Annotated in this window: 22 protein-coding genes, 1 other RNA gene and 2 pseudogenes; 19 read left to right on the top strand and 6 right to left on the bottom strand. The window is 50.0% G+C overall.

Features of this window, described 5'->3' with window-relative positions:
- The first annotated feature begins 141 nt into the window (after window positions 1-141).
- Both DXA97_RS02035 and DXA97_RS02030 read left to right on the top strand, forming a co-directional pair.
- Window positions 142-573 (top strand): Lrp/AsnC family transcriptional regulator, encoded by a 432-nt coding sequence (locus DXA97_RS02035; protein ID WP_118718414.1) that lies wholly within the window; start codon window positions 142-144, stop codon window positions 571-573.
- Between the two features lie 101 nt (window positions 574-674).
- Entirely contained in the window at window positions 675-1,457 is a 783-nt protein-coding gene (locus DXA97_RS02030) for an N-acetylmuramoyl-L-alanine amidase (protein WP_118718413.1), read from the top strand.
- A gap of 111 nt (window positions 1,458-1,568) precedes the next feature.
- Here the strand turns inward: DXA97_RS02030 and DXA97_RS21800 are convergent, their stop codons facing one another.
- Window positions 1,569-1,805 carry a hypothetical protein gene (locus DXA97_RS21800; protein WP_347561424.1) on the bottom strand — a complete coding sequence of 79 codons (237 nt, stop codon included), beginning with the start codon at window positions 1,803-1,805 and terminating at the stop codon, window positions 1,569-1,571.
- Complete coding sequence (locus DXA97_RS02025; RefSeq protein ID WP_347561423.1) at window positions 1,771-2,502, bottom strand: radical SAM protein; 732 nt, start codon at window positions 2,500-2,502, stop codon at window positions 1,771-1,773. Before DXA97_RS02025 ends, DXA97_RS21800 begins: the two co-directional genes overlap by 35 nt.
- Window positions 2,503-2,722: 220 nt before the next feature.
- Here DXA97_RS02025 and ssrS point away from each other — a divergent pair.
- From ssrS to DXA97_RS01980, 8 genes and pseudogenes are all read left to right on the top strand, one after another.
- Window positions 2,723-2,900: non-coding RNA, 6S RNA (ssrS, locus tag DXA97_RS02020), on the top strand.
- Window positions 2,901-3,047: 147 nt separating this feature from the next.
- Window positions 3,048-4,295 carry an AI-2E family transporter gene (locus DXA97_RS02015; RefSeq protein WP_118718412.1) on the top strand — a complete coding sequence of 416 codons (1,248 nt, stop codon included), beginning with the start codon at window positions 3,048-3,050 and terminating at the stop codon, window positions 4,293-4,295.
- Window positions 4,292-6,568, top strand: coding sequence for a SpoIID/LytB domain-containing protein (locus tag DXA97_RS02010; protein WP_118718411.1), 2,277 nt, complete (start codon window positions 4,292-4,294; stop codon window positions 6,566-6,568). The genes DXA97_RS02015 and DXA97_RS02010 overlap by 4 nt, the downstream gene beginning before the upstream one ends.
- Before the next feature lie 264 nt (window positions 6,569-6,832).
- The gene (locus tag DXA97_RS02000) at window positions 6,833-8,050 is read left to right on the top strand and encodes a 6-phosphofructokinase (RefSeq protein ID WP_118718409.1); all 1,218 of its coding nucleotides are present in this window, start codon (window positions 6,833-6,835) and stop codon (window positions 8,048-8,050) included.
- Window positions 8,051-8,236: 186 nt separating this feature from the next.
- Window positions 8,237-8,749 (top strand): SEC-C metal-binding domain-containing protein, encoded by a 513-nt coding sequence (locus tag DXA97_RS01995; protein ID WP_118718408.1) that lies wholly within the window; start codon window positions 8,237-8,239, stop codon window positions 8,747-8,749.
- 160 nt (window positions 8,750-8,909) lie between these two features.
- Entirely contained in the window at window positions 8,910-9,662 is a 753-nt protein-coding gene (locus tag DXA97_RS01990) for a class I SAM-dependent methyltransferase (RefSeq protein WP_118718407.1), read from the top strand.
- A gap of 94 nt (window positions 9,663-9,756) precedes the next feature.
- A pseudogene (hslO, locus tag DXA97_RS01985) lies at window positions 9,757-10,637 on the top strand (Hsp33 family molecular chaperone HslO).
- A gap of 79 nt (window positions 10,638-10,716) precedes the next feature.
- Window positions 10,717-11,262 (top strand): DUF5662 family protein, encoded by a 546-nt coding sequence (locus DXA97_RS01980; protein ID WP_118718406.1) that lies wholly within the window; start codon window positions 10,717-10,719, stop codon window positions 11,260-11,262.
- A gap of 12 nt (window positions 11,263-11,274) precedes the next feature.
- Here the strand turns inward: DXA97_RS01980 and DXA97_RS01975 are convergent, their stop codons facing one another.
- The 3 genes and pseudogenes from DXA97_RS01975 to DXA97_RS01965 all read right to left on the bottom strand — a co-directional run bounded on the left by DXA97_RS01975 (window position 11,275) and on the right by DXA97_RS01965 (window position 14,427).
- Window positions 11,275-11,568 (bottom strand): hypothetical protein, encoded by a 294-nt coding sequence (locus DXA97_RS01975; RefSeq protein ID WP_118718405.1) that lies wholly within the window; start codon window positions 11,566-11,568, stop codon window positions 11,275-11,277.
- 156 nt (window positions 11,569-11,724) lie between these two features.
- Window positions 11,725-12,522 (bottom strand): hypothetical protein, encoded by a 798-nt coding sequence (locus tag DXA97_RS01970; RefSeq protein ID WP_182436773.1) that lies wholly within the window; start codon window positions 12,520-12,522, stop codon window positions 11,725-11,727.
- A gap of 292 nt (window positions 12,523-12,814) precedes the next feature.
- Window positions 12,815-14,427, bottom strand: a pseudogene (locus DXA97_RS01965) (CTP synthase).
- A gap of 229 nt (window positions 14,428-14,656) precedes the next feature.
- Here DXA97_RS01965 and ftsH point away from each other — a divergent pair.
- On the top strand, window positions 14,657-16,738 hold the full coding sequence (ftsH, locus tag DXA97_RS01960; RefSeq protein WP_118718403.1) for an ATP-dependent zinc metalloprotease FtsH: 2,082 nt from the start codon (window positions 14,657-14,659) through the stop codon (window positions 16,736-16,738).
- A 45-nt stretch (window positions 16,739-16,783) separates the two neighbouring features.
- Here ftsH and DXA97_RS01955 read toward each other — a convergent pair whose 3' ends face one another.
- Window positions 16,784-17,221 (bottom strand): hypothetical protein, encoded by a 438-nt coding sequence (locus DXA97_RS01955; protein WP_118718402.1) that lies wholly within the window; start codon window positions 17,219-17,221, stop codon window positions 16,784-16,786.
- Window positions 17,222-17,343: 122 nt separating this feature from the next.
- Here DXA97_RS01955 and DXA97_RS21795 point away from each other — a divergent pair, with 122 nt between their 5' ends.
- The 8 genes from DXA97_RS21795 to DXA97_RS20605 are packed head-to-tail and all read left to right on the top strand — an operon-like array spanning window position 17,344 to window position 24,451.
- Window positions 17,344-17,682, top strand: a complete 339-nt coding sequence (locus tag DXA97_RS21795) for a hypothetical protein (RefSeq protein WP_347561422.1) — start codon at window positions 17,344-17,346, stop codon at window positions 17,680-17,682.
- Window positions 17,580-19,556: a 3'-5' exonuclease gene (locus DXA97_RS21790; RefSeq protein ID WP_347561421.1), complete on the top strand. Its 1,977-nt coding sequence runs from the start codon at window positions 17,580-17,582 to the stop codon at window positions 19,554-19,556. Before DXA97_RS21795 ends, DXA97_RS21790 begins: the two co-directional genes overlap by 103 nt.
- Complete coding sequence (locus DXA97_RS21785) at window positions 19,507-20,838, top strand: PD-(D/E)XK nuclease family protein (RefSeq protein WP_347561420.1); 1,332 nt, start codon at window positions 19,507-19,509, stop codon at window positions 20,836-20,838. The genes DXA97_RS21790 and DXA97_RS21785 overlap by 50 nt, the downstream gene beginning before the upstream one ends.
- On the top strand, window positions 20,820-21,707 hold the full coding sequence (locus DXA97_RS20625) for a UvrD-helicase domain-containing protein (protein WP_243107518.1): 888 nt from the start codon (window positions 20,820-20,822) through the stop codon (window positions 21,705-21,707). Before DXA97_RS21785 ends, DXA97_RS20625 begins: the two co-directional genes overlap by 19 nt.
- Window positions 21,704-22,588 carry a UvrD-helicase domain-containing protein gene (locus DXA97_RS20620; RefSeq protein ID WP_243107517.1) on the top strand — a complete coding sequence of 295 codons (885 nt, stop codon included), beginning with the start codon at window positions 21,704-21,706 and terminating at the stop codon, window positions 22,586-22,588. Before DXA97_RS20625 ends, DXA97_RS20620 begins: the two co-directional genes overlap by 4 nt.
- Window positions 22,585-22,815: a 3'-5' exonuclease gene (locus DXA97_RS20615; RefSeq protein ID WP_243107516.1), complete on the top strand. Its 231-nt coding sequence runs from the start codon at window positions 22,585-22,587 to the stop codon at window positions 22,813-22,815. The genes DXA97_RS20620 and DXA97_RS20615 overlap by 4 nt, the downstream gene beginning before the upstream one ends.
- Entirely contained in the window at window positions 22,812-24,047 is a 1,236-nt protein-coding gene (locus tag DXA97_RS20610; RefSeq protein ID WP_243107515.1) for a 3'-5' exonuclease, read from the top strand. The genes DXA97_RS20615 and DXA97_RS20610 overlap by 4 nt, the downstream gene beginning before the upstream one ends.
- On the top strand, window positions 23,978-24,451 hold the full coding sequence (locus tag DXA97_RS20605) for a PD-(D/E)XK nuclease family protein (RefSeq protein ID WP_243107541.1): 474 nt from the start codon (window positions 23,978-23,980) through the stop codon (window positions 24,449-24,451). Before DXA97_RS20610 ends, DXA97_RS20605 begins: the two co-directional genes overlap by 70 nt.
- Window positions 24,452-24,610: the final 159 nt, after the last annotated feature.

Here is a 24,610-nt window from a genome sequence, read left to right as displayed (position 1 = left end):
ATGATACAAAACATGATTAAGTTATGAGAGCGAAGGCGTTCGAACAAAGAGTTCGGGCGCCTTTTTTCTTTGTATCATAGGAAATTGCGTCCTGGGAGATTTCATAGGATCATGGGACCAATTTGAGAGGAGAAAACCATTATGGATGATATCGACAGAAAAATATTAAAGCTTTTGCAGGATAATGCGCGTGTTTCCTTAAAGACCATAGCGGAGAATACCTTTCTTTCCTCCCCGGCTGTTTCTGCCCGGATTGAAAAGCTGGAAAAGGATGGAGTGATCGCCGGTTACCATGCAATGATCGATCCGGAGAAGCTTGGATACCACATCATCGCGTTTATCAACCTTGACGTAGTGCCGGAGGAAAAGCCGCAGTTTTATGCCTATGCGGAAAGTGTTCCGAATGTGCTTGAATGCAATTGCGTAACAGGGGCATATTCCATGCTGTTAAAGGTTGCATTCCAGAGTACCATGGAGTTAGATGTTTTTATCGGGCAGCTGCAGAAGTTTGGAAAAACCAGCACACAGATCGTGTTTTCCACGCATGTGGGGCCGCGTGGAGTTGCGGTATAAAAGACTGGGACAGCCTATCTGGTAATAAATAAGGGTAGAACCAGAATTACTTCCTTTTCATATTGTAATAGAAGAATACAAAATGGAAAGGAAGTATTTTTTTGGCAGAAATAAAAAAGGTGATCCTGGATGCCGGTCATGGCGGGGAAACAGATCCCGGAGCAGTCTATCAGGGACGCCGGGAGAAAAATGACAATTTGCGGATGACTCTGGCAGTAGGACAGATTTTGAGCGAAAATGGTGTAGATGTAGGCTATACAAGAGTGCAGGATGTGTACCAGACGCCGCTTCAGAAGGCCCAGATGGCAAACAACTGGGATGCAGATTATTTTGTTTCCTTTCATAGAAATGCCATGCCGGTTCCCGGGACAGCTTCCGGGACAGAGACTCTGATCTTTTCGAAGGACGGGGAGGCAGAACGTCTGGCGGCTAACATCAATACAGAGCTTAGGCAGGCAGGCTGGAAGGATCTGGGAACGATTGAGCGCCCCGGACTGATCGTCCTCCGGAAAACAGAGATGCCGGCTGTTCTGGTTGAGGCTGGCTTCCTCGACAATGAGGCGGATAACCAGAGGTTTGATGCACAGTTTGAACAGACAGCCCAGGCTATTGCAGATGGGATCCTAAAAACTGTGAACGGACAGGAAGGACAGCCGGAATACTATCAGATCCAGGTAGGAGCCTATGGGCAGAAGGAGCTTGCACAGGCTCTGCTCAGCCAGCTGCAGGCAGCAGGTTATCCGGCATTTCTGGTCTTTCAGGACGGCCTGTACAAGGTGCGGGTCGGGGCTTATCTCAATCTGGATAATGCAGCATGGATGGAAAAAACATTGCGCATGGCCGGGTATCCCACCCTGCTGGTGCAGGAGCCGGCCGTGTACTGAGTGTCTGTAAACAGGCGCCATGCATGGAAAATCTTTCCTGGCAATCTGGACTGTGTACTGAGTGTCCACGAACAGGAATCATATGACAGCCTGCAGGAACGTGCGGCAGATCTACAGGCCTTCTAAATCAAATGCAGGGGTATATTCCTCCTTTGCACTGCTTTTTTCCTGCATAAAACCCTGGGTGAGCCCCAGCTCCAATGCAGCGTCCACAACCTTCTGGTATTCGTAGCTGGTGATGCGGCGGTTCAGCTCTGGAAACTGTGGGTTCTTTTCGTAAGGGGTATACTGGCTCATAAGGCTAATATAAAAGCTATTTTGTGGCAGGGAATCTGCCAGCCAGTGCATCAGGCGGATGGAGTCCTCTTTTTGCCGGCAGTACAAGATGACGGATGATCACACCGCGTTCCATGACCGGGGCAGCTTCCCCTGGTATGGTCCGAAGCTTTGGCGCACCGGTCTGCCGGATCATCTGCGAGATGGCTTTTGTGGCGGTCTGGAAATAGAACGGAGCCTGAGAATAGCGGGCAGAAAGGTCAGAACTTTCGTATTTGAGGTCTGGCAGCCAGATATCCACGTAATCCTTTAAGGCGTCAATGGTTTCTACCCGTTCATAGCCGCCGCAATTATAGACAACAGGAATGAAAAGACGGTCCCGGACCAGATCCAGGGCCGGAAGGATCCAGGGGAGAAAATGGGTGGCAGTTACCAGGCTGATGTTATTGGCCCCCTGATCCTGCAGCCGCAAAAAGGTATCGGCCAGCTCCCGGGTGGTAAGTGCTTTTCCGTACAGCTCGCGGCTGATCCGGTAGTTTTGGCAGAAGCAGCAGCGCAGCGTACAGCCGCTGAAAAATACCGTGCCGCTTCCCCGGGTACCGCTGATGCAGGGCTCCTCCCAGAAATGCAAGGCAGCCCGGGCAGCAACGGCACCGGCCGGTGCCTGGCAAAAGCCCTGCTTTACCGTGCGGTCAACCCCGCACATGCGTGGACAGAGCTGGCAGTGATGAATCTGTTCCTGAAAATAAGCTGATGTGTATTCGGACATAATGATACTCCCATCTAAATGAACGCATTGCTGTTTGCGCAGCATGCGAACACGAACAAAATTGTTTTCGGATTCTTTGCCCAGTATACAAAAATGAAACGAAAAAAGCAAGAATAGGGCAATATGCAATATGGCAATATGGAAAGTCAAGGATGTTTTGAAAAGGAACTTGAAAAAGAGCACCATATGTTGTATAATCAGTTCAGAACAAAAAAGACAGTAATTCCTGAAGTGTTCGACAACCTTACCCATTTTGAACCTACATTACTGACTAAGGGATTCCTATATCTGCTGGCAGATGTCAGGCCTCCACAGAGTGGAAGGCAGAAGCCTGCATGCGGTTGCCCACCTAGCTTTGCTAGGCGTCAATAAGTAAGAACGGCACATTCGGGATTACAAAAGAGAAATAAGCAGCGAGAAATCGCTGCTTTTATTACATCGCTTATCGAGGAGGCGCCAGTGGCGCGTCCGATGATGATAACAGTGCCTGCGTCTGGCAGCTTTGCAGTTCTGTTATGGAACTACATATTGGAAAGGAAAATACCATGAAAAATGATAAGTACCGCACATATATATGCTGGGGCGTTACAGCACTGGTAGTGCTTTTGCTTCTGGTCGCTGCTGTATTTGTAGCGATCCGGTGGTCACTCGTGGCTGCGCTTGGAAAAAAGATCGCCAAGATCCTGGCACCGGTGATCTATGGGGCAGTGTTTGCCTATCTGCTGACACCGGTTTATAACCGGGTACAGGGGGCAGTTATGAAGCTGACAGAGAAGGTGATCCCGGCAGAAAAAAGCCGGAAAAGCTTAGGCGGCTTTCTTGGGACCGTAGCAAGCCTGTTACTTCTGGTGGCTGTGGTGGTAGGACTTATTTCTATGCTAATTCCGCAGCTCATCAACAGCATCCGCGGGGTTATGGACACCCTGCCGGCAAACATCAATAATCTGGAGATCTGGCTGGAAAAGGTTCTGGCAGATAACCCAGACCTGGAGCAGCAGGTGATGCAGCATTATGGAGCAGCAGCCGATTATCTCCAGAACTGGCTAACCAACGTGGTCGTGCCAAACATCTACCGGATCATTGGAGGAGTCTCCAGCGGAGTGGTTCTGGTCGTGAATGCGGTATTTGATATCCTCATTGGCCTCATCGTCATGATCTATCTTCTTAATATGAAGGAAAAGCTGCGTGCCCAGGTCAAAATGATCATTTATGGGTTATTTCCGTTAAAGATTGCGAATAAGATAGTGGAAGAAGCAAGGTATGTGCATCATGTATTTGGTGGGTTCATTATTGGAAAGCTGCTCGATTCTTTGATCATCGGCCTGATCTGCTTTGTGCTTCTCGGCTTTGCCAATATGCCGTATGTTCTGCTTGTCAGCGTGATCGTGGGTGTTACCAATGTTGTGCCGTTCTTCGGCCCGTTTATCGGGGCGGTGCCAAGTGCACTTTTGATCTTGTTATCGGATCCGGTGAAATGCATTTATTTCCTGATTTTTATCCTGCTTTTGCAGCAGTTCGACGGAAATATCCTGGGACCAAAGATCCTGGGGGATTCCACGGGACTTTCCAGCTTCTGGGTGCTCTTTTCCATTCTGCTGTTCGGAGGCCTCTGGGGCTTTGTCGGAATGATCATCGGAGTGCCGACGTTTGCAGTTATTTACCGTCTTGTGGCAGAGTTTACAAGATGGAGACTTGGAAAAAAAGCTTTGTCTGGGAAACTCCGTGAGTACGATGGTCTCGACCACATCGATGAAACTGCAAAGACTTATATCAAGGGCGAGAGGAATTTATGAGAAAACGAAATATGATCCGTTGGATATTTGGAATTCCGGCGATCGTTCTGATCTTGATCGGTATCATTCTTTTTTGTGAACCGGATAGATCGGGAATTACCAGGGCGGCGGCTGCAAAGTCAGTCGCCCTTGCTCTTATATCACCGGAAGAGCTGAATGCATGGGAAAAAGAATACGGCGCATCCCATTTCCCGGCAGATGCCATGGGGGAATGGTATGTTCCGTATCTGGATTATTTATATGAAGCAGGATATCTGGATGAGGCAGATACGCCTGCGGACCGGGAGCATGCAGAGGGTGCCCTGACGTATCTGGAAGCGGCCCAGATCGCAAAAAAAGCCTCGGCCGATACAAAAGGATCAGCGCTGGAAAAACGCCATGGCAAAAATAAAGCATGTCCGGAAGATACTTGGTGGCTGTTTTACGAGACATTTTTAAAGGCTGTGGATCAGGACGGGGCAGTGCAGGAGGAAAACATCAAGGTTTACGGGACGCCGGAAAATATCCAGGGCTGCCCGGCGTGGACCGCTTATACAAGCTTAGGCACGGTCACATTTTATGGTCTGTCCCTGGATTCTTATGTCGATCACGAACTGTCTGTGTGGGTGAGAGACGGGGAGCTGATCCATGTAAAAAAAGATATGGGCCAGAATACGCTGTACCGCAATGTCTGGATCCTGAATGGTGACAGCCAGAGCCTGATGGTATACATCGGTAATATCCAGAGAAAGCTTTCCTTTCAGAAAAGCTGTAAAAAGCCGGAAGAGCTGGCCGGCAACCTGGCAGATATCAGTATGGAGCATGGAAAAATCACAAAGGTATCATTAAAAAAAGAGCGGATCAGCGGAAAGGTGCTTTCTGTACGGGACGATGCCATTGAGCTGGAGGGCTATGGAAGTGTGCCGCTCGATACAGAATATAAGGTATTAAAAACCTACGGCGATGTCAAACGGCTTCCACTTTCTGAGATCCTGGTGGGAAGCAGCAGCCAGGAGTTTGTGGTTGCGAAGGGAATGATCTGTGCAGTCATCAAGGAACGGGAGGATACTGCCAAACAGATCCGTGTCCTGATCCTTGGCGACGGCTTTCAGGATAAAACGCATCAGACGGTTGAGATCAGCTGTCCTGGAAGTGTAAAAGAAATTCAGGGAGAGGAAGAAAAAGAATTAGAGCCGGGCAGCATGGTATCTGTAACCACCGGGGATGGAAGCTGCAGCGCACAGCGCCTGATCCTGGAGCCAGAGACAGGGACAGAGCTTACGGTGACCAGCTTAAACCGCTCGCAGGGGCATCCGTCTTATGCCGGGCGGCTGGAAATCTTAGACACAGAGGAAGGGCTGGTCCTTGTCAACGAACTGCCTCTGGAGGATTATCTGAAAAAGGTGGTGCCGAGTGAAATGCCAGCCAGCTATGAAAAGGAAGCCTTAAAGGCCCAGGCAGTCTGCGCGAGAACCTATGCCTATATGCAGATGAAGAGCAACAGCTACCGCTCCTACGGCGCCCAGATCGATGACAGCACACAGTTTCAGGTCTATAATAATGTGGAAACCGATGCAAAAACAACGCAGGCGGTGCAGGAAACCTATGGGAAAATGTTGTACTATGACGGAAATCCGGTCACGGCCTATTATTTTTCCACATCCTGCGGCACCACTACCAATGCAGCAATCTGGGATAGTGATCCAGAGCAGACCCCGTATCTGCGGAGCCTGAGCCTTCAGACCGCCAGAAGCCGCTTAAGCTTTGAAAACGAAGATGCGTTTGCACAGTTTATTAAGAACAAGGAGTTCCCGGCATATGACGCCTCCTATCCGTTTTACCGCTGGAATTTAAAGACCAATGGCAACGTGATCGCTGCACATGTAGCCGGAGTGGGAACTGTGACGGATGTTTCCGTTACGGAGCGTGGGCCGGGCGGTGTAGCCATGAAGCTTCTGGTAAAGGGCAGTGAAGGGGAAAGAATCATAACCGGGCAGAACGCTATCCGCAGTGCCCTTGGCGATTCTTCCCTCAGCATTAACCGCGGTGATGGAAAAACCTCAGAGGGCTGGGAGCTGCTGCCCAGCGGTTTCCTCATTGTGGAAGCTGCCGGCACAGATCAGAATGGTGTCGCACAGTTCCGTATTTACGGCGGTGGGTACGGACATGGTGTCGGCATGAGCCAGAACGGGGCACAGGCCATGGCTAAGACTGGAGTGAACTATGAAGAAATCCTGAAATATTTTTATGATGGGGTAACGATTGAGGAAAAAGAATCAGCAGATGCGTCATAGGTGCCTTCTGCAATAGGAAATGCAATAAAAATTTTTATTGGATGTATAAAGAAGGAAAGGGAGGACATAATAGGAGTAGTACCAAAGAAAAGAGAAATACTTATCCTCCCCTTTTTATTAAGCTTCGGCATATTGGATGTGCCGGGGCTTAATTTTTTTAAAAATCCAGTGCATGGTTGCAAATTCTTTCAAATATCCGTATAATAAGAAAACATGTGAAACACCAGAAATCAGTTACAGATTGAGACAGAAATGAGGACAGAAATGAAAAATCTATTAGTTGGACAGTCTGGCGGCCCCACCGCTGTGATCAATGCAAGTCTTTATGGAGTTGTGAAGGAAGCGCTGAAGATGCCTGGGATCGGTCATGTGTACGGCATGATCAATGGAATTGAGGGATTGCTGCAGGATCATTATATGGATCTGGGTGCAGAGCTTTCCGGGGAGGATCTGGAGCTTTTAAAGCTGACCCCGGCAGCCTTTTTAGGCTCCTGCCGTTATAAGCTTCCGGAAAACCTGACCGATGCCTTTTATGAGACGGTTTTTGAGAAATTCCGTCAGATGGAGATCGGATATTTCCTCTATATTGGCGGAAATGATTCCATGGATACGGTCAGCAAGCTTTCCCGGTACGCAAAGCACCATGGAAGCGATATCCGGTTTATCGGTATTCCAAAAACCATCGATAACGACCTTATCATGACGGATCATACGCCGGGATATGGCAGTGCAGCCAAGTATGTGGCTGCGGCTGTGCGGGAGATCGCGTTAGACGCTTCCGTGTACCAGCAGAAGGCGGTGACCATTGTAGAGCTGATGGGACGCCATGCCGGCTGGCTTACGGCAGCCAGTGTGCTGGCCCGGAAATTCGAGGGAGACAATCCGGTGCTGATCTATCTGCCAGAGGCAGATTTTGAACTGGAGCAGTTTGCAAAGGATCTGAAAGCAGCACTGGGGAAACAGAACAGTGTAGTTGTGTGCGTGTCGGAGGGAATTTCCGATGCATCCGGAACCTTTATCTGTGAGTACGGAGATGAAGCCATGGTGGACAATTTTGGCCATAAGATGCTGACTGGCTGCGGTAAGGTCCTGGAGAATTTTGTCCGGCACCGTTTTGGTGTCAAGGTGCGTTCCGTGGAGCTGAATGTCAGCCAGCGCTGCAGTGGCATGCTGGCATCGGAGACTGATATCACGGAGGCGGCTCTGGCAGGACAGGAGGGCGTCCGGGCTGCTGTATCCGGGAAGACTGGACAGATGGTAGCCTTTGAACGGGTAACCGCAGAGCCGTACTGCATGGAGTGCCGACTGGTGGATGTGAATGAAGTCTGCAACCAGGAAAAAAAGGTTCCACAGGAGTGGATCACCAGTGGTGGAAGTGATGTGGCACAGGCATTCATCGATTATGCTTTGCCGATGATCCAGGGAGAACCAAAGCGCCCTATGGAGCATGGAATTCCGAAATATCTGTACCGGAAGGTGTGAAAGAGTGCATTGCTTACAGGGACAGATTTTTTGAACAGGAAATGAATTGAAAATTCTGAACATTCCGGACTGAAAATTCTGCATAAATGATTTGCAAAATACTGAGAAATGTTATATACTTATCGGGAATATGCACGTTGTCCTTAATGTGCGAACAGGATTATAGAAAAAGGAAGGATATACAATATGGCAACCTTATTAGAAAACTGGAGAAACCTTGCTTACGGCAATGGTCTAGATGATAAACAGAGAGAGCAGCTGTGGACTGGCTATTTCACAATTGAGAAGGGTATCTACGAGCAGATCTTAAGCAACCCGGCAGAAGTTGTTTCCGGAACCGTAAAAGAGCTGGCAGATAAGTACCAGACTGAGGTTCTGATCATGACTGGCTTCTTAGACGGCATCAACGAGAGCTTAAAGGGCTATGAGAACCCGATCGAGACCATGGATGAGAACACCCAGGTAAAGATCGAGATCGATCCGGAGAAGCTTTACTACAACATGGTAGAGGCAAAAGCAGAATGGCTGTACACTCTGCCGCAGTGGGACTCCATCTTAAGCGAAGAGAAGAGAAAAGAGCTTTACAAGCAGCAGAAGGCTTCCGGAACCATCCGCAAGGAAAAGAAAATTTTCCCGAACGATCCGTGTCCGTGTGGAAGCGGCAAGAAATACAAAAAGTGCTGCGGTAAGAACGCATAAGGAATCGATGAACGGTAAGCAGGAGTGTCTATTGGACGTTCCTGCTTTTCTTTGCATTGCATATCAGGGAGGTGCCAGTGACGCCTCTGCCAATTCGTGAGCGTGAGAATCCGGCAATCCGGCTTCTTGCAGCAACAAGTATTCGAAGGAGGTTTGAAGCATGGAGGCATATACAGGTTTTGCGTCTGTGTACGATCTGTTCATGGACAATATTCCATACAGGGACTGGTGTGATTATGTGACCAGCCTTTTAAAAGAATACGGTGTGACGGATGGTCTTGTCTTGGATCTTGGATGTGGTACCGGAAAGCTGACGCGGCTTCTTGCAAAAAAGGGCTACGATATGATCGGTGTGGATCTTTCCGAGGAGATGCTAGAGATAGCATTGGAGCATGAGATGGAAGAGCCGCAGCAGATTTTATATCTGCAGCAGGATATGCGGGAGTTTGAACTGTATGGTACGGTCCGCGCCATCGTCAGTATCTGTGATTCCATGAATTACCTGGAGGATCATGAGGACCTGGTGCAGGTCTTAAAGCTTGCAAACAACTATCTGGATCCAAAGGGCGTATTTATTTTTGATATGAATACCGTCTACAAATACCGGGAACAGTTAGGGGAGCAGACGATTGCAGAGAACCGGGAAGAAAGCAGCTTCATCTGGGAAAACTATTTCGATGAAGCGGAAATGGTCAATGAGTACGATCTGACGCTGTTTATCCGTGAGGAGGATGGGCGGTATTCTAAATATGAAGAGACGCATTACCAGAAGGCTTTTGAGATCAGCGAGGTGAAGGAGGCTGTGAAAGAGGCAGGCATGGAGCTTGTAGCTGTGTATGATGCCTTTACCAGAAAGCCGCCGAGAGAAGACAGTGACCGTGTTTATTTTGTTGTGCGGGAATGCGGAAAATAACTTATGTGTGTTGCCCATAAAGATGGACGGAAAAGAAAATCCGGAATTGTATCCATAAAAAGGGAATTGTATCCATAAAAAGGAGGAACGACATATGTCAGACTATATTATCAGAGCAACTGCGGCCGAGGGACAGATCCGTGCCTTTGCTGCGACTACAAGAGAATTAACCGAATATGCGCGTCAGGCGCACAATACCAGTCCAGTGGCAACCGCAGCGTTAGGACGTCTTCTGACGGCTGGTGCCATGATGGGCGTTATGATGAAGGGCGCCAACGATCTTCTCACCATTAAAATTGAGGGGGACGGTCCGATCGGCGGTCTGACTGTGACGGCAGATTCCAAAGGAGATGTGAAGGGCTATGCCTACCATCCGGAGGTTATGCTTCCGCCGAATGAGAAGGGGAAGCTGGATGTTGGCGGTGCCTGGGTATCGGCGTGCTCAGCGTGATCAAAGACATCGGCTTAAAGGAGCCGTATGTCGGCCAGACCATTCTGGTGACCAGTGAGATTGCGGAGGATCTGACCTATTATTTTGCAACCTCTGAGCAGACTCCTTCCAGCGTAGCCCTGGGCGTGCTGATGAATAAGGACAACACCGTCCGCCAGGCGGGGGGATTTATCTTACAGCTTCTCCCGGGAGCTTCTGAGGAGGTTATTTCTACCCTGGAGACCCGCTTAAAGGAGATCACCTCCATTACCTCCCTGCTGGATGCAGGCAATACCCCGGAGATGATCCTGGAACATATTCTTGGTGATTTCGGTCTGGAGATCCTGGATAAGATGCCGGCGCAGTTTGCCTGCAATTGCTCCAGGGAGCGCATAGAGAAGGCATTGATCAGCATTGGAAAGAAAGAACTGCAGGAGATGATTGATGAAGGTAAGACCATCGAGATGAACTGTCATTTCTGCAATAAACACTACCCGGTTACAGTGGACGAGCTGAAGGGCTTACTGGAGAAAGCAAGCCGCTAAGAAGCATCGTGGCTGGTGTATCATGGTGAAACGACAGAATCGTTAGGAAAGAAACATGAAAGACTAGGAGGTTTTAAGGATGGAGCATAAGGCGTGGCACCATTTTTGTACGATCACACAGCATAAGCTGCTGGTCATGCAGAACTGCTTTCGTGTGGGGTTATATAAACAGGGACTGCTTCATGATCTCTCAAAGTACAGCCCGGCAGAATTTCTGACTGGTGTTCATTATTACCAGGGAGACCGCAGCCCGAATGCGGCAGAACGGGAAGAAAAGGGCTATTCTACCGCATGGCTCCACCACAAGGGCCGGAATAAGCATCATTTTGAATACTGGATGGATTTTTCAAAAACCAGCCAGGGGATTGCCGGGGCGAAAATGCCGGTAAATTATCTGGTGGAAATGGTCATGGACCGGATCGCAGCATGTAAGGTTTACCGGGGCAAAGATTATACCGATGGGGCTGCATGGGACTATTACCAGAGAGAACGCCCTTATCTGGATAGAGCGATGCACCCGGAAACGAAAGCGGAGCTGGAAAAAATCCTGATGATGTTAAAGCTGCGCGGGGAGAAGACGACCTTTGCGTATCTCCGGAAGCTTTTAAAAAAGGGAAGCTATTAATTTTTGGAAGCATTATCCGTGGAAAATATCGGCGGGATAATGGTATACCTCTGCATAGGATTCCAGAACTGCTTTGGAATCGGTGCCGGATGGAATCAGGCCGGTGCAGTCGGTAACGGAAGCGGCGCGGACATCCAGCGTGTCCGGGTCATCGGTTCCGTATGGGTCCTGCACAGGTGCTTTTTTGGGGCTGTCTGCCGGTTCTTCCGGCGGCAGCTCTTTTGGCATTTTAGACGGTGGGAGCGTGGATGGCTCATTCTGGGCTTTTCTTACGAGCTCAAGATTTTGCAAAACAAGATCCTTCATGAAAATCATCTCCTTTATGGGCAGTATGCCCGGATGCTGGAAGCTCATGCAGGAAAAAGAATGAAATAAAAAGTGGACACCAAAATCCCTTGGGAAATGTGTCCACTTTTTTATTTCAAATTCATACCGGTGAGATACCGGTGGCGCGTCTGGTGATTAGCTTCTGGAGGAACCGGCTACAATGACATTCTGTCTGCCGTTCTCAGCGTCTGCAGTGCTTTCCTGGGAGGACTGCTGGCTCTGCTGGCTGTTATTGCTGCTCTCGGTGCCAGTTGTATGGGACGGAATACCGGACAGGGTAGTGGTGCAGGTTCCGTCTGCGTTGAAGGTGTAGCTTACGCCGCTGATGGTTTTGGTGGTGCCTGCAACCATAACGCCGTTGGACGGATCGAAGTAGTAGGTTGCGCCGTTTACGTTGTGGAAGCCAGTCTGCATTTTACCGTCTTCGCCAAACAGGAACCAGTTTCCGTCAATCGGCATTGCAATGTTCAGTGCGCATTTGCCGGAAGCCGGATCGAAGTAGTATCTGGAACCGCTGATGGTCTTCCAGCCGGTACCCAGGGAACCATCTTCGTCCATGTGGTAATAGCTGCCGTCTAAATTGAGCCAGCCGATCACAAGAGTACCATCGGACTGTCCGTAATAATATTTGTCAGAGGCTGCATCGTGGATCAGGCCAGTCTGCATGATTCCGTTGGAGCCGAAATAGTATAATTTATCGTTGATCTTTTTTAAGCCGGTGGTCATAACGCCGGTGGAAAGATCCATATAGTAGTAGCCGTCGTTGGTCTGGATCCAGCCTTTATGTAAGCTGCCATTATCATCGTAATAGACATAGGAATTTCCGTTCTGGATCCAGCCGGTTGCAGCCAGGGCAGTGATGCCGGTTGCAAGACTTACGGTACTTAACACACCTGCAGCCATAGCTGCAGCTACATAGCGCTTTATTTTCATGATCAAAAAGTCCTTTCTTTGGTTATTGTGGATTTTGTTTTTTTCATAAACCAGTATAACCTTGCAAAAACACGGATTCAAGAGGTTTCCCTTATTTTTCAGAAAAATGTAAGATAACGCGGAAACGTGTACCGATTTCTGTAATGAGAATGTGTAAAAACGATGCTGGTAAATTTCTGTAATGGGAATGTGTAAAATCGGTGTTGGTAACTGTCTGTTCGGAAAACAATGTGAAGCAATACAAAGAATGCCGCAGGGACCAGCCATGATCTCTGCGGCATAAAGGTTAACGTTAATTCTGTGATTTCTGATATTTTAAGGAAGCTTCGATAAAGCCCCTGAACAATGGATGCGGACGGTTCGGTCTGGATTTTAACTCAGGATGTGCCTGGGTTGCCACGAACCATGGGTGGTCCGGGAGCTCGATCATCTCAACAATGCGGCCATCCGGGGAAATACCGGAGAGCATCATGCCGTGTTCCTGGAGCACGTTGCGGTAATCGTTATTGACCTCGTAACGGTGACGGTGACGTTCATGAATGGTTTCCGTGCCATAAAGTGCATAGGCCTTGGACTCTTTATTCAGGACACACGGGTAGGAACCAAGACGTAAGGTGCCGCCGATATCCTCGATACCATCCTGATCTGGCATCAGGTGGATGACCGGATGAACCGTGGAAGGATCTAACTCTGCACTGTGTGCGTCGGTGTAGCCGATCACGTCGCGGGCAAATTCCACGATGGAAAGCTGCATGCCAAGCAAAGGCCAAGGAACGGAACCTGATGCTCACGGGCATATTTGATGGCAAGGATCTTTCCTTCGATGCCGCGGGAGCCAAAACCGCCAGGGACTAAAATACCGCTGACATCGCCAAGAAGCTCATTTACATTCTCAGCAGTTACGGTCTCGGAGTCGATCCATTTGATGTTGACACTGGCACGGTTTGCCACGCCGCCGTGCTTTAAGGATTCCACAACAGAGATGTAGGCATCGTGGAGCTGGATATATTTTCCGACCAGGGCAACGGTAACCTCTTTTTCCGGGTGCTTCCAGGCATCAATCATCGCACGCCATTCTGTCAGATCCGGCTCAGGGCATGGCAGGTTTAAGCACTGGCACGCAACCTCAGCCAGATGTTCCTCCTCCATGGCAAGCGGAGCCTCGTAAAGTACCTCTACATCGAGGTTCTGGAGTACATGGGTTTTCGGTACGTTACAGAAGAGGGCAATCTTGCTGCGCAGACCATCATCTAACGGATGCTCACTGCGGCATACCAGAATGTCTGGCCAGATTCCCATAGCCTGCAGGTCTTTTACACTTGCCTGGGTCGGCTTGGTCTTTAATTCGCCGGAGGCCTTTAAATAAGGAATAAGGGTAACATGGATCAAAATGGCATTCTCATGTCCAACCTCATGCTGGAACTGGCGGATCGCTTCCAAAAACGGCTGGCTTTCGATATCGCCGACGGTGCCGCCAACCTCAATGATGGCGATCTCGGTTTCTGTGGTTGAGAAGTTGCGGTGGAAGCGGCTCTTGATCTCGTTGGTAATGTGGGGAATGACCTGGACCGTGCCTCCTCCGAAATCACCGCGGCGTTCCTTCTGGAGAACACTCCAGTATACCTTACCGGTGGTGACATTGGAGTTTTTGGTGAGACTTTCATCGATGAAGCGCTCGTAATGTCCTAAGTCAAGATCAGTTTCGGCACCGTCATCGGTGACGAACACTTCACCGTGCTGGACTGGGTTCATGGTACCCGGATCGATGTTGATATAGGGGTCAAATTTCTGCATGGTCACTTTGTAACCGCGCGCTTTCAGCAGACGTCCTAAGGATGCTGCGGTAATACCTTTACCGAGGCCGGAAACAACGCCGCCGGTAACGAAAACATACTTTACAGGCATGGTAAAACCTCCTTGCTATAATATGGGATTATGTGGGGTGTGTAACTCTTTCTCGAAAAAATAACTCAATCATTATACAACTGTGATATGCTAAAATCTAGGCATTTTTTTAAAACTTTATTTTTTTAAGTGGAGTTTTCTTGATTTATGTGAAAACTACCTTTATAATGGTTCATAAATGCAAAATGGCATTTTATCGCCTAAATAAAAAACAGGAGAATGACCGTTTATGGATAACCAACAGAGTCAGCAGCCGCAGGACGGCAACAATGGAAAGAATGACGGCAACGGCAAATTTCCAAAAAACCAGCTTCTGATCGTCCTGATCGCAGCTTTTATCACGTTTGCGATCGCAGGCTTTATGAGAGGCTATATGGCCGATAAGAGTCAGAAGGAGATCACCTACGACGAATTTATCTCAGAGGTAGAGCATGGGGATGTAAAGGCCGTAACCATTAAGAATTCCCAGATCGACATCCAGTATAAGGAGGATTCTGAGCAGTTCAACCCGATCTTAAAAACCTATACCGTACCGGTCGAGCGGGATTATAAACTGGCAGACCGGCTGCTTGCCGGTGGTGTGGAGATCCGCAGGGAGCGTCAGGACGGTATGGCCATGATCGAATCCCTGGTAAGCTTTGTCCTTCCATTTTTACTGATCGTCATCATGATGAATTTTATGATGAAGCGCATGGGCGGGGTCGGCAAGAGCACTGCCAAAATGTATATGGAAAAGGAGACGGGTGTTACCTTCGCAGATGTAGCTGGAGAAGACGAGGCGAAGGAATCCCTGGTAGAGCTGGTGGATTTCCTTCATAACCCTGGAAAATATACGCACATCGGTGCGAAGCTGCCAAAGGGTGCCCTGCTCGTAGGCCCTCCGGGAACCGGTAAGACATTGCTCGCAAAGGCAGTAGCCGGTGAGGCGGAGGTTCCGTTCTTTTTCCTTTCCGGTTCGGATTTCATGGAAATGTATGTCGGCGTCGGCGCATCCCGTGTCCGCAATCTGTTTAAGCAGGCACAGCAGAACTCCCCGTGTATCATCTTTATCGATGAGATCGATTCCATTGGCCGGAGCCGCAGCGGCGGAAGCGGCGGCGGGGAGTCAGAGCAGCAGCAGACCTTAAACCAGCTTCTTTCCGAGATGGATGGTATGGATACCTCTAAGGGTCTTCTGATCCTGGCAGCTACCAACCGCCCGGAGGTTCTGGATCCGGCACTTCTCCGTCCGGGACGCTTTGACCGCCGTGTCGTTGTTGACCGCCCGGATCTCAAGGGCCGTGTGGAGATCCTAAAGGTTCACGCGAAAAATGTAGCCCTGGATGAAACGGTAGATCTGCATGCAATCGCCCTTGCAACCGCAGGTGCGGTTGGTTCGGACCTGGCAAATATGATTAATGAGGCTGCAATCCTGGCTGTTAAAAATGGCCGTGCGGCTGTGTGCCAGAAGGACCTTTTTGAGGCTGTAGAGGTAGTTCTGGTCGGAAAGGAAAAGAAAGACCGGGTGCTCAGCAGGGAGGAACGGAGCATTGTTTCGTACCATGAGGTAGGACATGCACTGGTCAGTGCCTTGCAGAAGGACGCTGAGCCGGTCCAGAAGATCACCATTGTGCCGAGAACAATGGGGGCACTGGGATATGTCTTAAATGTTCCAGAGGAAGAAAAGTATTTACAGAGTAAAAAAGAGTTGCAGGCACAGATGGTAGTTGCACTGGCTGGCCGCGCTGCAGAAGAAATTGTGTTCGATTCTGTGACAACAGGTGCATCCAATGATATTGAAAAAGCGACTGGGATCGCCCGGGCTATGATCACCCAGTACGGTATGTCCGAAAAATTTGGTTTAATGGGAATCGCAAAGCAGCAGGATCAGTACCTGTCTGGCCGCGTGGTCATGGATTGCGGCGAGGCAACGGCAGCAGCAGTCGATGACGAAGTCATGCGGATCTTAAAGGATGCTTACGAAGAAGCAAAACGGCTTCTGACAGAGAACCGCGATGTCATGGACCAGATCGCCGTATTCCTGATTGAAAAAGAGACGATCACTGGAAAAGAATTCATGCAGATTTTCCGCAAGTGCAAGGGAATCCCGGAGCCGGAGGAGCATCCGGAGGGAGAAGCCCAGAGCGGACAGCTGGCTGGAGCACCGGAGCAGGCTGGCACGGAAGACGTGACTGACGCACTGGAGAACGAAGGCATGCAAGAAGTGACTGGCGTACCGGAGCATGCAAGCACGGAGGCAGCAGCCGACGCGCAGAAGCAGGAAAGCACAGAGGCAGCGACCGATGCTTCAGAGAACGAAAAAACAAAATAGATATTATGCATGAAAGCTGCATCTGCAGCCTGGCCAGATTGCTGGTCAGGCTGTGGGTGCAGCTTTTTTTAGTGCTTTTTTAATGGCCTGTAAAAGTACCTGGGAGGTGTAGCGGGTTTCCTCTGGAAAGGATATGTTTTCGAGGGACTGGCTGTCTAGGATCTGGCTGGTCAGGTTATTTAAGGATGGCTGCATCAGCGGGTACATGGTCGCAACCGCATCACTTAACGGGACCAGGGTGACCGAGGTGATGCGGTTCGCATCCACGCTTACCTCTACGTTCACCTCCTGGGCCCCAAGGGTAATGGAGGAGGCATAGACGCCTGGTATGTATTGTGCGCTTGCAGGTGCGGCGCTGCTTTCCTTTTTCGGGCGGAACATAACCAGCAGAAGCAGGATCAGAAGAATTCCAAGGCCAATGAAAATCGCAGTATAGATAATTTCTTTCATGCGCAGGACAACGATTTTTGTTTTGGAACTCATGGGGAGACCTCCGGTGATGTTTGCTATAATCTATTCTCAGAAATAGGGTTTTATGCTATACTGGATGGAACGGATTCTGATAAGGATTAAATAACGATTATGAACAGGAAAGGACAAACAACATGGCATTGCAATTGATCTTAGGCGGAGCAGGTTCCGGAAAAACCACCCTTTTATATGACGAGCTGATCCGCCTGTCCATGGAGCACCCTAAGCAGCAGTTTTTTCTGATCGTGCCGGAGCAGTTTACCATGCAGACCCAGAAGGACATTGTAACCAGACATCCTTGCCATGGCACCATGAATATCGATATTGTCAGCTTTGCCCGGCTTGCATACCGGTTTTTGAGGAGCTGGCAGTGGAAAATCTGGCAGTTCTGGATGACATGGGCAAGTCTATGGTGCTGCGCAAGGTGGCAGCTGCCCAGAAGCGCCAGCTCGTCCTGTTTGGCGGGCAATTAAATAAATCCGGCTTTGTCGGACAGTTAAAGTCGATGCTGTCGGAATTTTACCAGTACGGGATCACTCCTGAGGCTCTGCGGGAAATGGCTCCGGAGGCAAAATCACCGCTTTTAAGACAGAAGCTGGAGGATCTGGCCCTGGTAGAGCAGGGATTTCAGGAATATATTGAAGGACACTATATTACCACGGAGCAGGTGCTGGATGTGCTCTGCCGCCTGCTCCCAGAATCAAAGCTGATCAGAAACAGTGTGATCGCACTGGACGGTTATACAGGCTTTACCCCGGTCCAGTACCGGCTGGCGGAATTATTTCTTGTTTATGCAAAGAAGGTTTATGTGACGGTAACGGCAGATGCGCATGCAGGGGTTTATGGAAAGATGGGAATCCAGAACCTGTTTTATATGAGCCGCCAGGTAGTATTCCGTCTGTCGGAGCTTGCGGAGAAAAACCAGGTTCCAAAGCTGCCGGATGTTTTACTGACAGACCAGAAAAGCCGGCGCTTTGCAAAAAGCCCGGAGCTTGCCTGGCTGGAGCAGCATCTGTTCCGCTATGGGGCAGAAAACAGATATAAGACAGATGGTCTCAGGCAAAACGAAGGAAAAGAAGCTGCCGGAGTGCAGCAAAAAGGAGACACTGGAATCCAGAAAAAAGAAAATCCAGAGAGACTGGAGGCAGGGAGCATTGCGTTCTGGCAGGCCTCCAATCCGTCGGGAGAGGTAAACCAGATCGTTCACCAGATCCAGAAGCTGGTGCAGGAAAAGGGTGTGCGTTACCGTGAGATCGCTGTGATCACCGGGGATCTTCCCGGATATGGAAAGGAAATCGTACACCAGTTTACCCAGAATGGGATCCCGCATTTCCTGGACGATAAGAAAAGCATTCTGGATAACAGTCTTGTGGAGCTGGTCCGCGCAGCACTGGAAGCTGTGCGCCAGGACTTTTCCTACGAGAGTGTGATGCGCTTTTTGCGGTCCGGACTGGTAAGCCTGGAGCGGGAGAAGCTGGACCGTCTGGAAAATTATATCCTTGCTATGGGAATCCGCGGCGGCAGACGGTACCGGGAGGTCTGGGAGAATACTTACCGTGGGGCAGGAGAGTTAAATGTAACGGAGCTGAACCAGTTTAAAGACCAGGTGCTGGCTCCTTTGCTTGCGATGCAGGAGGCATTCCGCAGGGAGCACCTTACGATCGCGGACATGACTGCGGCTGTGCTGCAGCTTTTAAAGGACTGCCAGGCGGAAAAACGGTTAAGCAGCTATCAGGAGTATTTTGAAAAAACCGGGGAACACCGTCTGGCAAAGGAGTACAGCCAGGTATATGGACTTGTGACGGACATGCTGAAGCGGCTTTCTGATCTTCTGGGTGAAGAGTGCGTAAGCCGGAAGGAGTATCTGGAAATCCTGGATGCCGGCTTTGCAGAGCTGAAGGTGGGTGTGATCCCGGCAGTGGCAGACCGGGTTGTGGTGGGAGATATTACCCGGACACGCCTGGCACACATTAAGGTACTCTTTTTTGCTGGTGTTAATGACGGGATCGTACCATCGCGGGGAATCCGGAAGCCTGCTTTCGGACCGGGACCGGGAATTTTTGGGAGCCCACCATATGGAGCTGGCTCCGACTGCCAGGGAAGAAAGCTTCCAGCAGCGGTTTTACCTGTACCTGATGATGACAAAGCCATCGGACCGGCTCATTTTGTCGTGGTCCAGAACGGGGGCCGACGGAAAAAGCCGCAGGCCGTCTTTTCTGGTCGGGGAGCTTCGCGGCATGTTCCTGGATGCACCATTCGAAGACCAGGAAAGTGCGAACAGCCAGGAGATCTATTCCGTGACGGAGGCAAAGAGAAGGCTTGCAGATGGCCTGAATGCATACCGTGACGGAAGCACCAGTGAGCAGTTTCTGGAATTGTACCGCTGGTTTGCTTCCTCAGAAACCTATGCGGAAGCACTGCACCATTTTATGGATGCGGCCTTTTTCGTCTATAAGAAACAGGGAATTTCCCATGCAGTGGCCAATGCTTTATACGGAAATATCTTAAGTGGAAGCGTGACACGCCTGGAGCAGTATGCAGCCTGTGCATATGGCCATTTTCTCAAGTATGGTCTGGAGCTTTTAGAGCGGAAACGCTATGAGCTGGCATTTTCCGATATCGGAACGCTGTTCCACGAATCGATCGATCTATGCTTCCGCGAGGTAAAGGAGCGGGAATATGACTGGCATACCATGAGCGATGAGACACGGGATGCGCTGGTGGAAGAGTGCGTAGCTGCTGTCACGGGAAGCTATGGAAATACCATTTTAAAAAGCTCAGCAAGAAACGAGTATCTGACCCGCCGTGTCGGGCAGATCGCAAAACGTACGGTGTGGGCCCTGCAACAGCAAATCCAGAAGGGCGATTTTGTACCGGCTGGGTTTGAGGTATCCTTTTCGTCGGCAGATAACCTTCAGGCGATGAAAATCGCGCTGTCAGACCAGGAGGCGCTGCATCTGCGCGGACGGATCGACCGCATGGATGTATGCGAGGATAGGGACAAGGTGTATGTTAAGATCATTGATTATAAATCAGGGAAAACCTCGTTCGACCTTCTGGCTCTTTATTATGGACTGCAGCTGCAGCTGGTTGTTTATATGGATGCGGTGACGGAGCTGGCGAAGAAGCAGTATCCGGAAAAGGATATTGTGCCGGCAGGAATTCTCTATTATAACATTGATGATCCGCTGGCAGACAAAAATGGAGAGCCAGATCAGGAGCAGATTGATGCGCAGATCCTAAAAAAGCTCTGCATGAACGGCCTGGTGAACAGTGAACTGGAGGCGGTGCGGCATCTGGACCATACCATTGAAAAGGAATCGGATGTGATCCCGGTTGTCTTAAAAGATGGTAAGGTGCAGGAAGCGAAATCTTCTGTGGCGGACCGGAAACGCTTTGAACGGCTGAGCCAGTTTGTCCACCGGAAGCTGAAGGAGGCGGGCCGGGAGATCCTGGATGGAGAGATCGGGGTAGAGCCTTACAAGAATGGGAAAAAAACAGCCTGTGATTACTGTCTGTACCATGCGGTGTGCGGGTTTGACCGGAAAACCTCCGGCTATGAATTTAACAGGTGGAAAAAGAAAAAAACAGAGGAGATCTGGGAGAAAATATGCAGGGAACAGCAGTAAACTGGACAAGGGAACAAAGCCAGGTCATTGAAAGCCGGGGGAAAAATCTTTTAGTCAGTGCAGCAGCCGGAAGCGGAAAGACAGCAGTGCTGGTAGAACGCATCATCCGTATGGTGACGGAAGGGGAAAATCCGCCGGGGATCGATGAGCTTCTGGTCATGACGTTCACCAATGCGGCAGCCGCAGAAATGCGGGAGCGGATCGCATCAGCGATTGAACAGAAGCTGAAGGAGCATCCGGAAAATGAGCATCTTCAGATGCAGGCTACGCTGGTCCATCATGCCCAGATCACGACGATCGACAGTTTTTGCCTGAATGTGATCCGGGAACATTTCAACCAGCTGGATCTGGACCCATCCTTCCGCATCGGGGATGAGGGAGAATTGCTTTTAATGCGGGCAGATGTCATGGAAGAACTTCTGGAAGCATTTTATGCTTCCGGTGACAGCCGCTTTGAGCGTTTTGTGGAGACCTTTGCCCAGGGAAAGACCGATGCAGGAATCGAAGACTATATTAGGCAGGTTTACGATTTTTCCCAGAGTAATCCCTATCCGGAGCAGTGGATCGAAGCCTGCAGAAATGAGCTTGCGGATGAGGAATCCGGAAGATGGATGGATTTTCTGATGGAGGATCTAAAGCGCCAGGTCATGGAATTAAAAGACCAGATGGAGGAGGCCAGGGACATCTGTCTGGAGGATGAATTTTTGTGTGCCTATGAGCCGGCATTTTCAGAAGATGTCCATATGCTAAAGGGCCTCGCAGAGGCAGAAGCTTTCCCGGCCTTCCATGAACGGCTTTTTGCTGCTGGCTTTGGGCGTCTTGCAACGGTGCGCAGCAGGAGGCAGATCCGGAGAAAAAGGCTTATGTGACCGGCTGCAGGAACCGTGTAAAGGAAGCAGTCAAGGAAATGAAGAAAATGTACTGTTTTGATTCTGTGGAGTCTATGTTTGCGGATCTTTGCGGTACCAGGGAAGCAATTGGTATGCTGCTTGATCTGGCAGAGGACTTTGCAAGGCGGTTTCAGGAAAAAAAACGGGATAAAAACCTGGTAGATTTTAACGATCTGGAACATGAGGCCTTAAAGGTCCTGATCCGCAGGGAGGATGGAAAAACGGTTTATACCGATGCAGCCGATGAGCTGAGCATGCAGTACCGGGAGGTGCTGGTCGATGAATACCAGGACAGTAATCTGGTGCAGGAAGAGCTGTTAAGAGCTGTTTCGAGGGAACGCTTTGGTCAGCACAACGTGTTTATGGTAGGTGATGTGAAGCAGAGTATTTACCGCTTCCGCCTTGCGAGACCGGAGCTCTTTTTGGAAAAATATACGGCGTATCCGCTGGAACCGGAGACAGATGGTCCAGACCAGAAGATTGAGCTTCACCAGAATTTCCGAAGCCGCGATACGGTTCTTATGGGGATCAATGACATCTTCTACCGGATCATGACGGAAAACATGGGAAATATCCGTTATACAAAGGAAGCGGCATTAAATCCCGGAGCGGTTTTTGCTGAGCCGCCGGCCGGGAGCCATACTGGCGGGATCCCGGAGCTTCTTATGGTCGATACAGGGGCAAAGGCCCTTGAAGACCTGGATGAAGATGCGGCTGATTATACTGCAAAGGAGCTGGAGGCGAAGCTGATCGCATCCAGGATCCGGAGACTGACAGATCCGGACCAGGGCCTCTGGTATGGGATAAAAAGCTCTCTGGGACTGGCGGCTACCGCACGGCGCAGTACCGGGACATCGTGATCCTGCTGCGCAGCACGGGGGAATGGACAGAGACTCTTTTACAGGTCCTGATGAATGCAGGAATCCCGGCTTATGCGGAGTCACGTATGGGGTATTTTAATACGCTGGAGGTGGAAACAGTTCTTGCTATGCTGGCGGTGATCGACAACCCCATGCAGGATATTCCGCTGGCGGCAGTACTCAGATCCCCGGTGGTTGGAATGAGCGATAAGGAGCTTGCCGGATGATGGCTGCTTACCGCAGCCAGGCTGACAAAGGACAGGACCGCGGTATCTATGCGGCGGCCATGTGCTGGGAAGGCCTAAAGGGCTTTTTTGAAAGGCTGGAGCGCTTCCGTCTGCTGGCCTCTTATCTGCCGATCCATGAGCTCATCTACCGCCTCTATGAGGAGACTGGGTATTATGATTATGTATCTGCGATGCCAGCCGGGGCTACCAGACGGGCAAATCTGGATATGCTGGTAGAAAAAGCGGCAGCTTATGAAAAAACCAGCTATAAGGGATTGTTCCACTTTATCCGCTACATCGATAACCTGAAAAAGTACAATTCTGATTTCGGGGAGGCTTCTGTTGTTGGCGAGGAAGATAACACGGTACGCATCATGAGCATCCATAAAAGTAAGGGCCTGGAATTCCCGGTTGTTTTTCTTGCGGGAATGGGAAAGAAATTTAACAAACAGGATGTGCATGGAAAAGTCCTGATCGATCCGGAGCTTGGCATTGCGACAGATTATCTGGATGTGGAGCACCGTGTGAAAACCTCTACGCTCAAGAAAAATGTCCTGCGCAGAAAAATGGAACTGGACAGCATGGGAGAGGAGCTAAGGGTCCTCTATGTTGCGATGACCCGCGCCAAGGAACAGCTGATCATGACGGGGACTGATAAAAGCCTTCAGAGGACGCTGGAAAAATACAGCCAGGTCCCGCTTGTGGATGGACAGATCCCTTACACGATCCTTTCCGAAGCGGCATCGTATCTGGACTGGATTCTGATGTGCACGGGAAAAACAGGAAACGGTCTCCGGGTCCTGGTGGATGAGGTTCCGCTGGCAGATTTTATCGGGGAAGAACTGGAGCAGCAGGTTTTGAAAAAAAGTGCTAAGGAACAGCTTTTAAAGCTTGATCTGGACCAAACATATGATGCAGAATTTGCAGAACGTCTGGGGCAGCATCTTGGCTTTGCATATCCCCATGCTGCAGATGTGACACTGCATGTAAAAATGTCGGTCTCAGAACTAAAAAAGATGGGCCAGCTGACCGATGAGGAGGAAGCAGAGCAGCCTTTGCACCGGTGCTTACCTGGACGGAGGAGGACAGCGGAGCAGACCAGGCGGCAGAGCCTGAGCCACAATCCGATGGTGCCACAAGGGGAACGGCGTACCACCGTGCGCTGGAGCTTCTGCCATTTGACCAGATCCATAGCCAGGAGGATGTGGAGTACTGGCTGGAGCAGTTTGTAGCAGAAAAACAGTATACGCAGGAAAATAAAAATCTGGTCGATACCGGCATGATCTGGGAATTTCTGCAGTCCGGGATGGGAAAACGTATGGCGAAGGCCCAGGCAGCAGGAATGCTTCACAAGGAGCAGCAGTTTGTTATGGGAGTGCCGGCCAGGGAGGTTGGCCCGGTGGACAGTGGAGAGCTGGTGGTGATCCAGGGTATCATCGATGCTTATTTTGAGGAAGACGGAGAGCTAGTCCTGGTCGATTATAAGACGGATAAGACCAGAAGCAGCCGCATCCTTCTGGAGCATTACAAACGCCAGCTGGATTATTATGAGCGCGCCTTAAGCCAGATGACAGGTAAGAAGGTCCGGGAAAAGTGGATTTATTCCCTGACCCTCCAGCGGGCTATCCCATGTTGAAAATGAGAGAGGTTTTCTGAAAAAATATTCCAAAACCGTTGCTGGATACGCACGCGTGTGCAGCAACCGCAAAATCTGAATTGCATAATTTGTAAAAAAGTGGTAGCATTCTAAGGATGCGGCTTTTGGCGCCGGAGCTGATCCGGGCGAAAGCTGCTT

Source organism: Clostridium sp. OF09-36 (genome assembly GCF_003481985.1).
Taxonomy (GTDB): domain Bacteria; phylum Bacillota; class Clostridia; order Lachnospirales; family Lachnospiraceae; genus Brotaphodocola.
The sequence above is the reverse complement of the archived record's forward strand: the minus strand, read 5'-3'. Positions and strand labels throughout refer to the sequence as shown.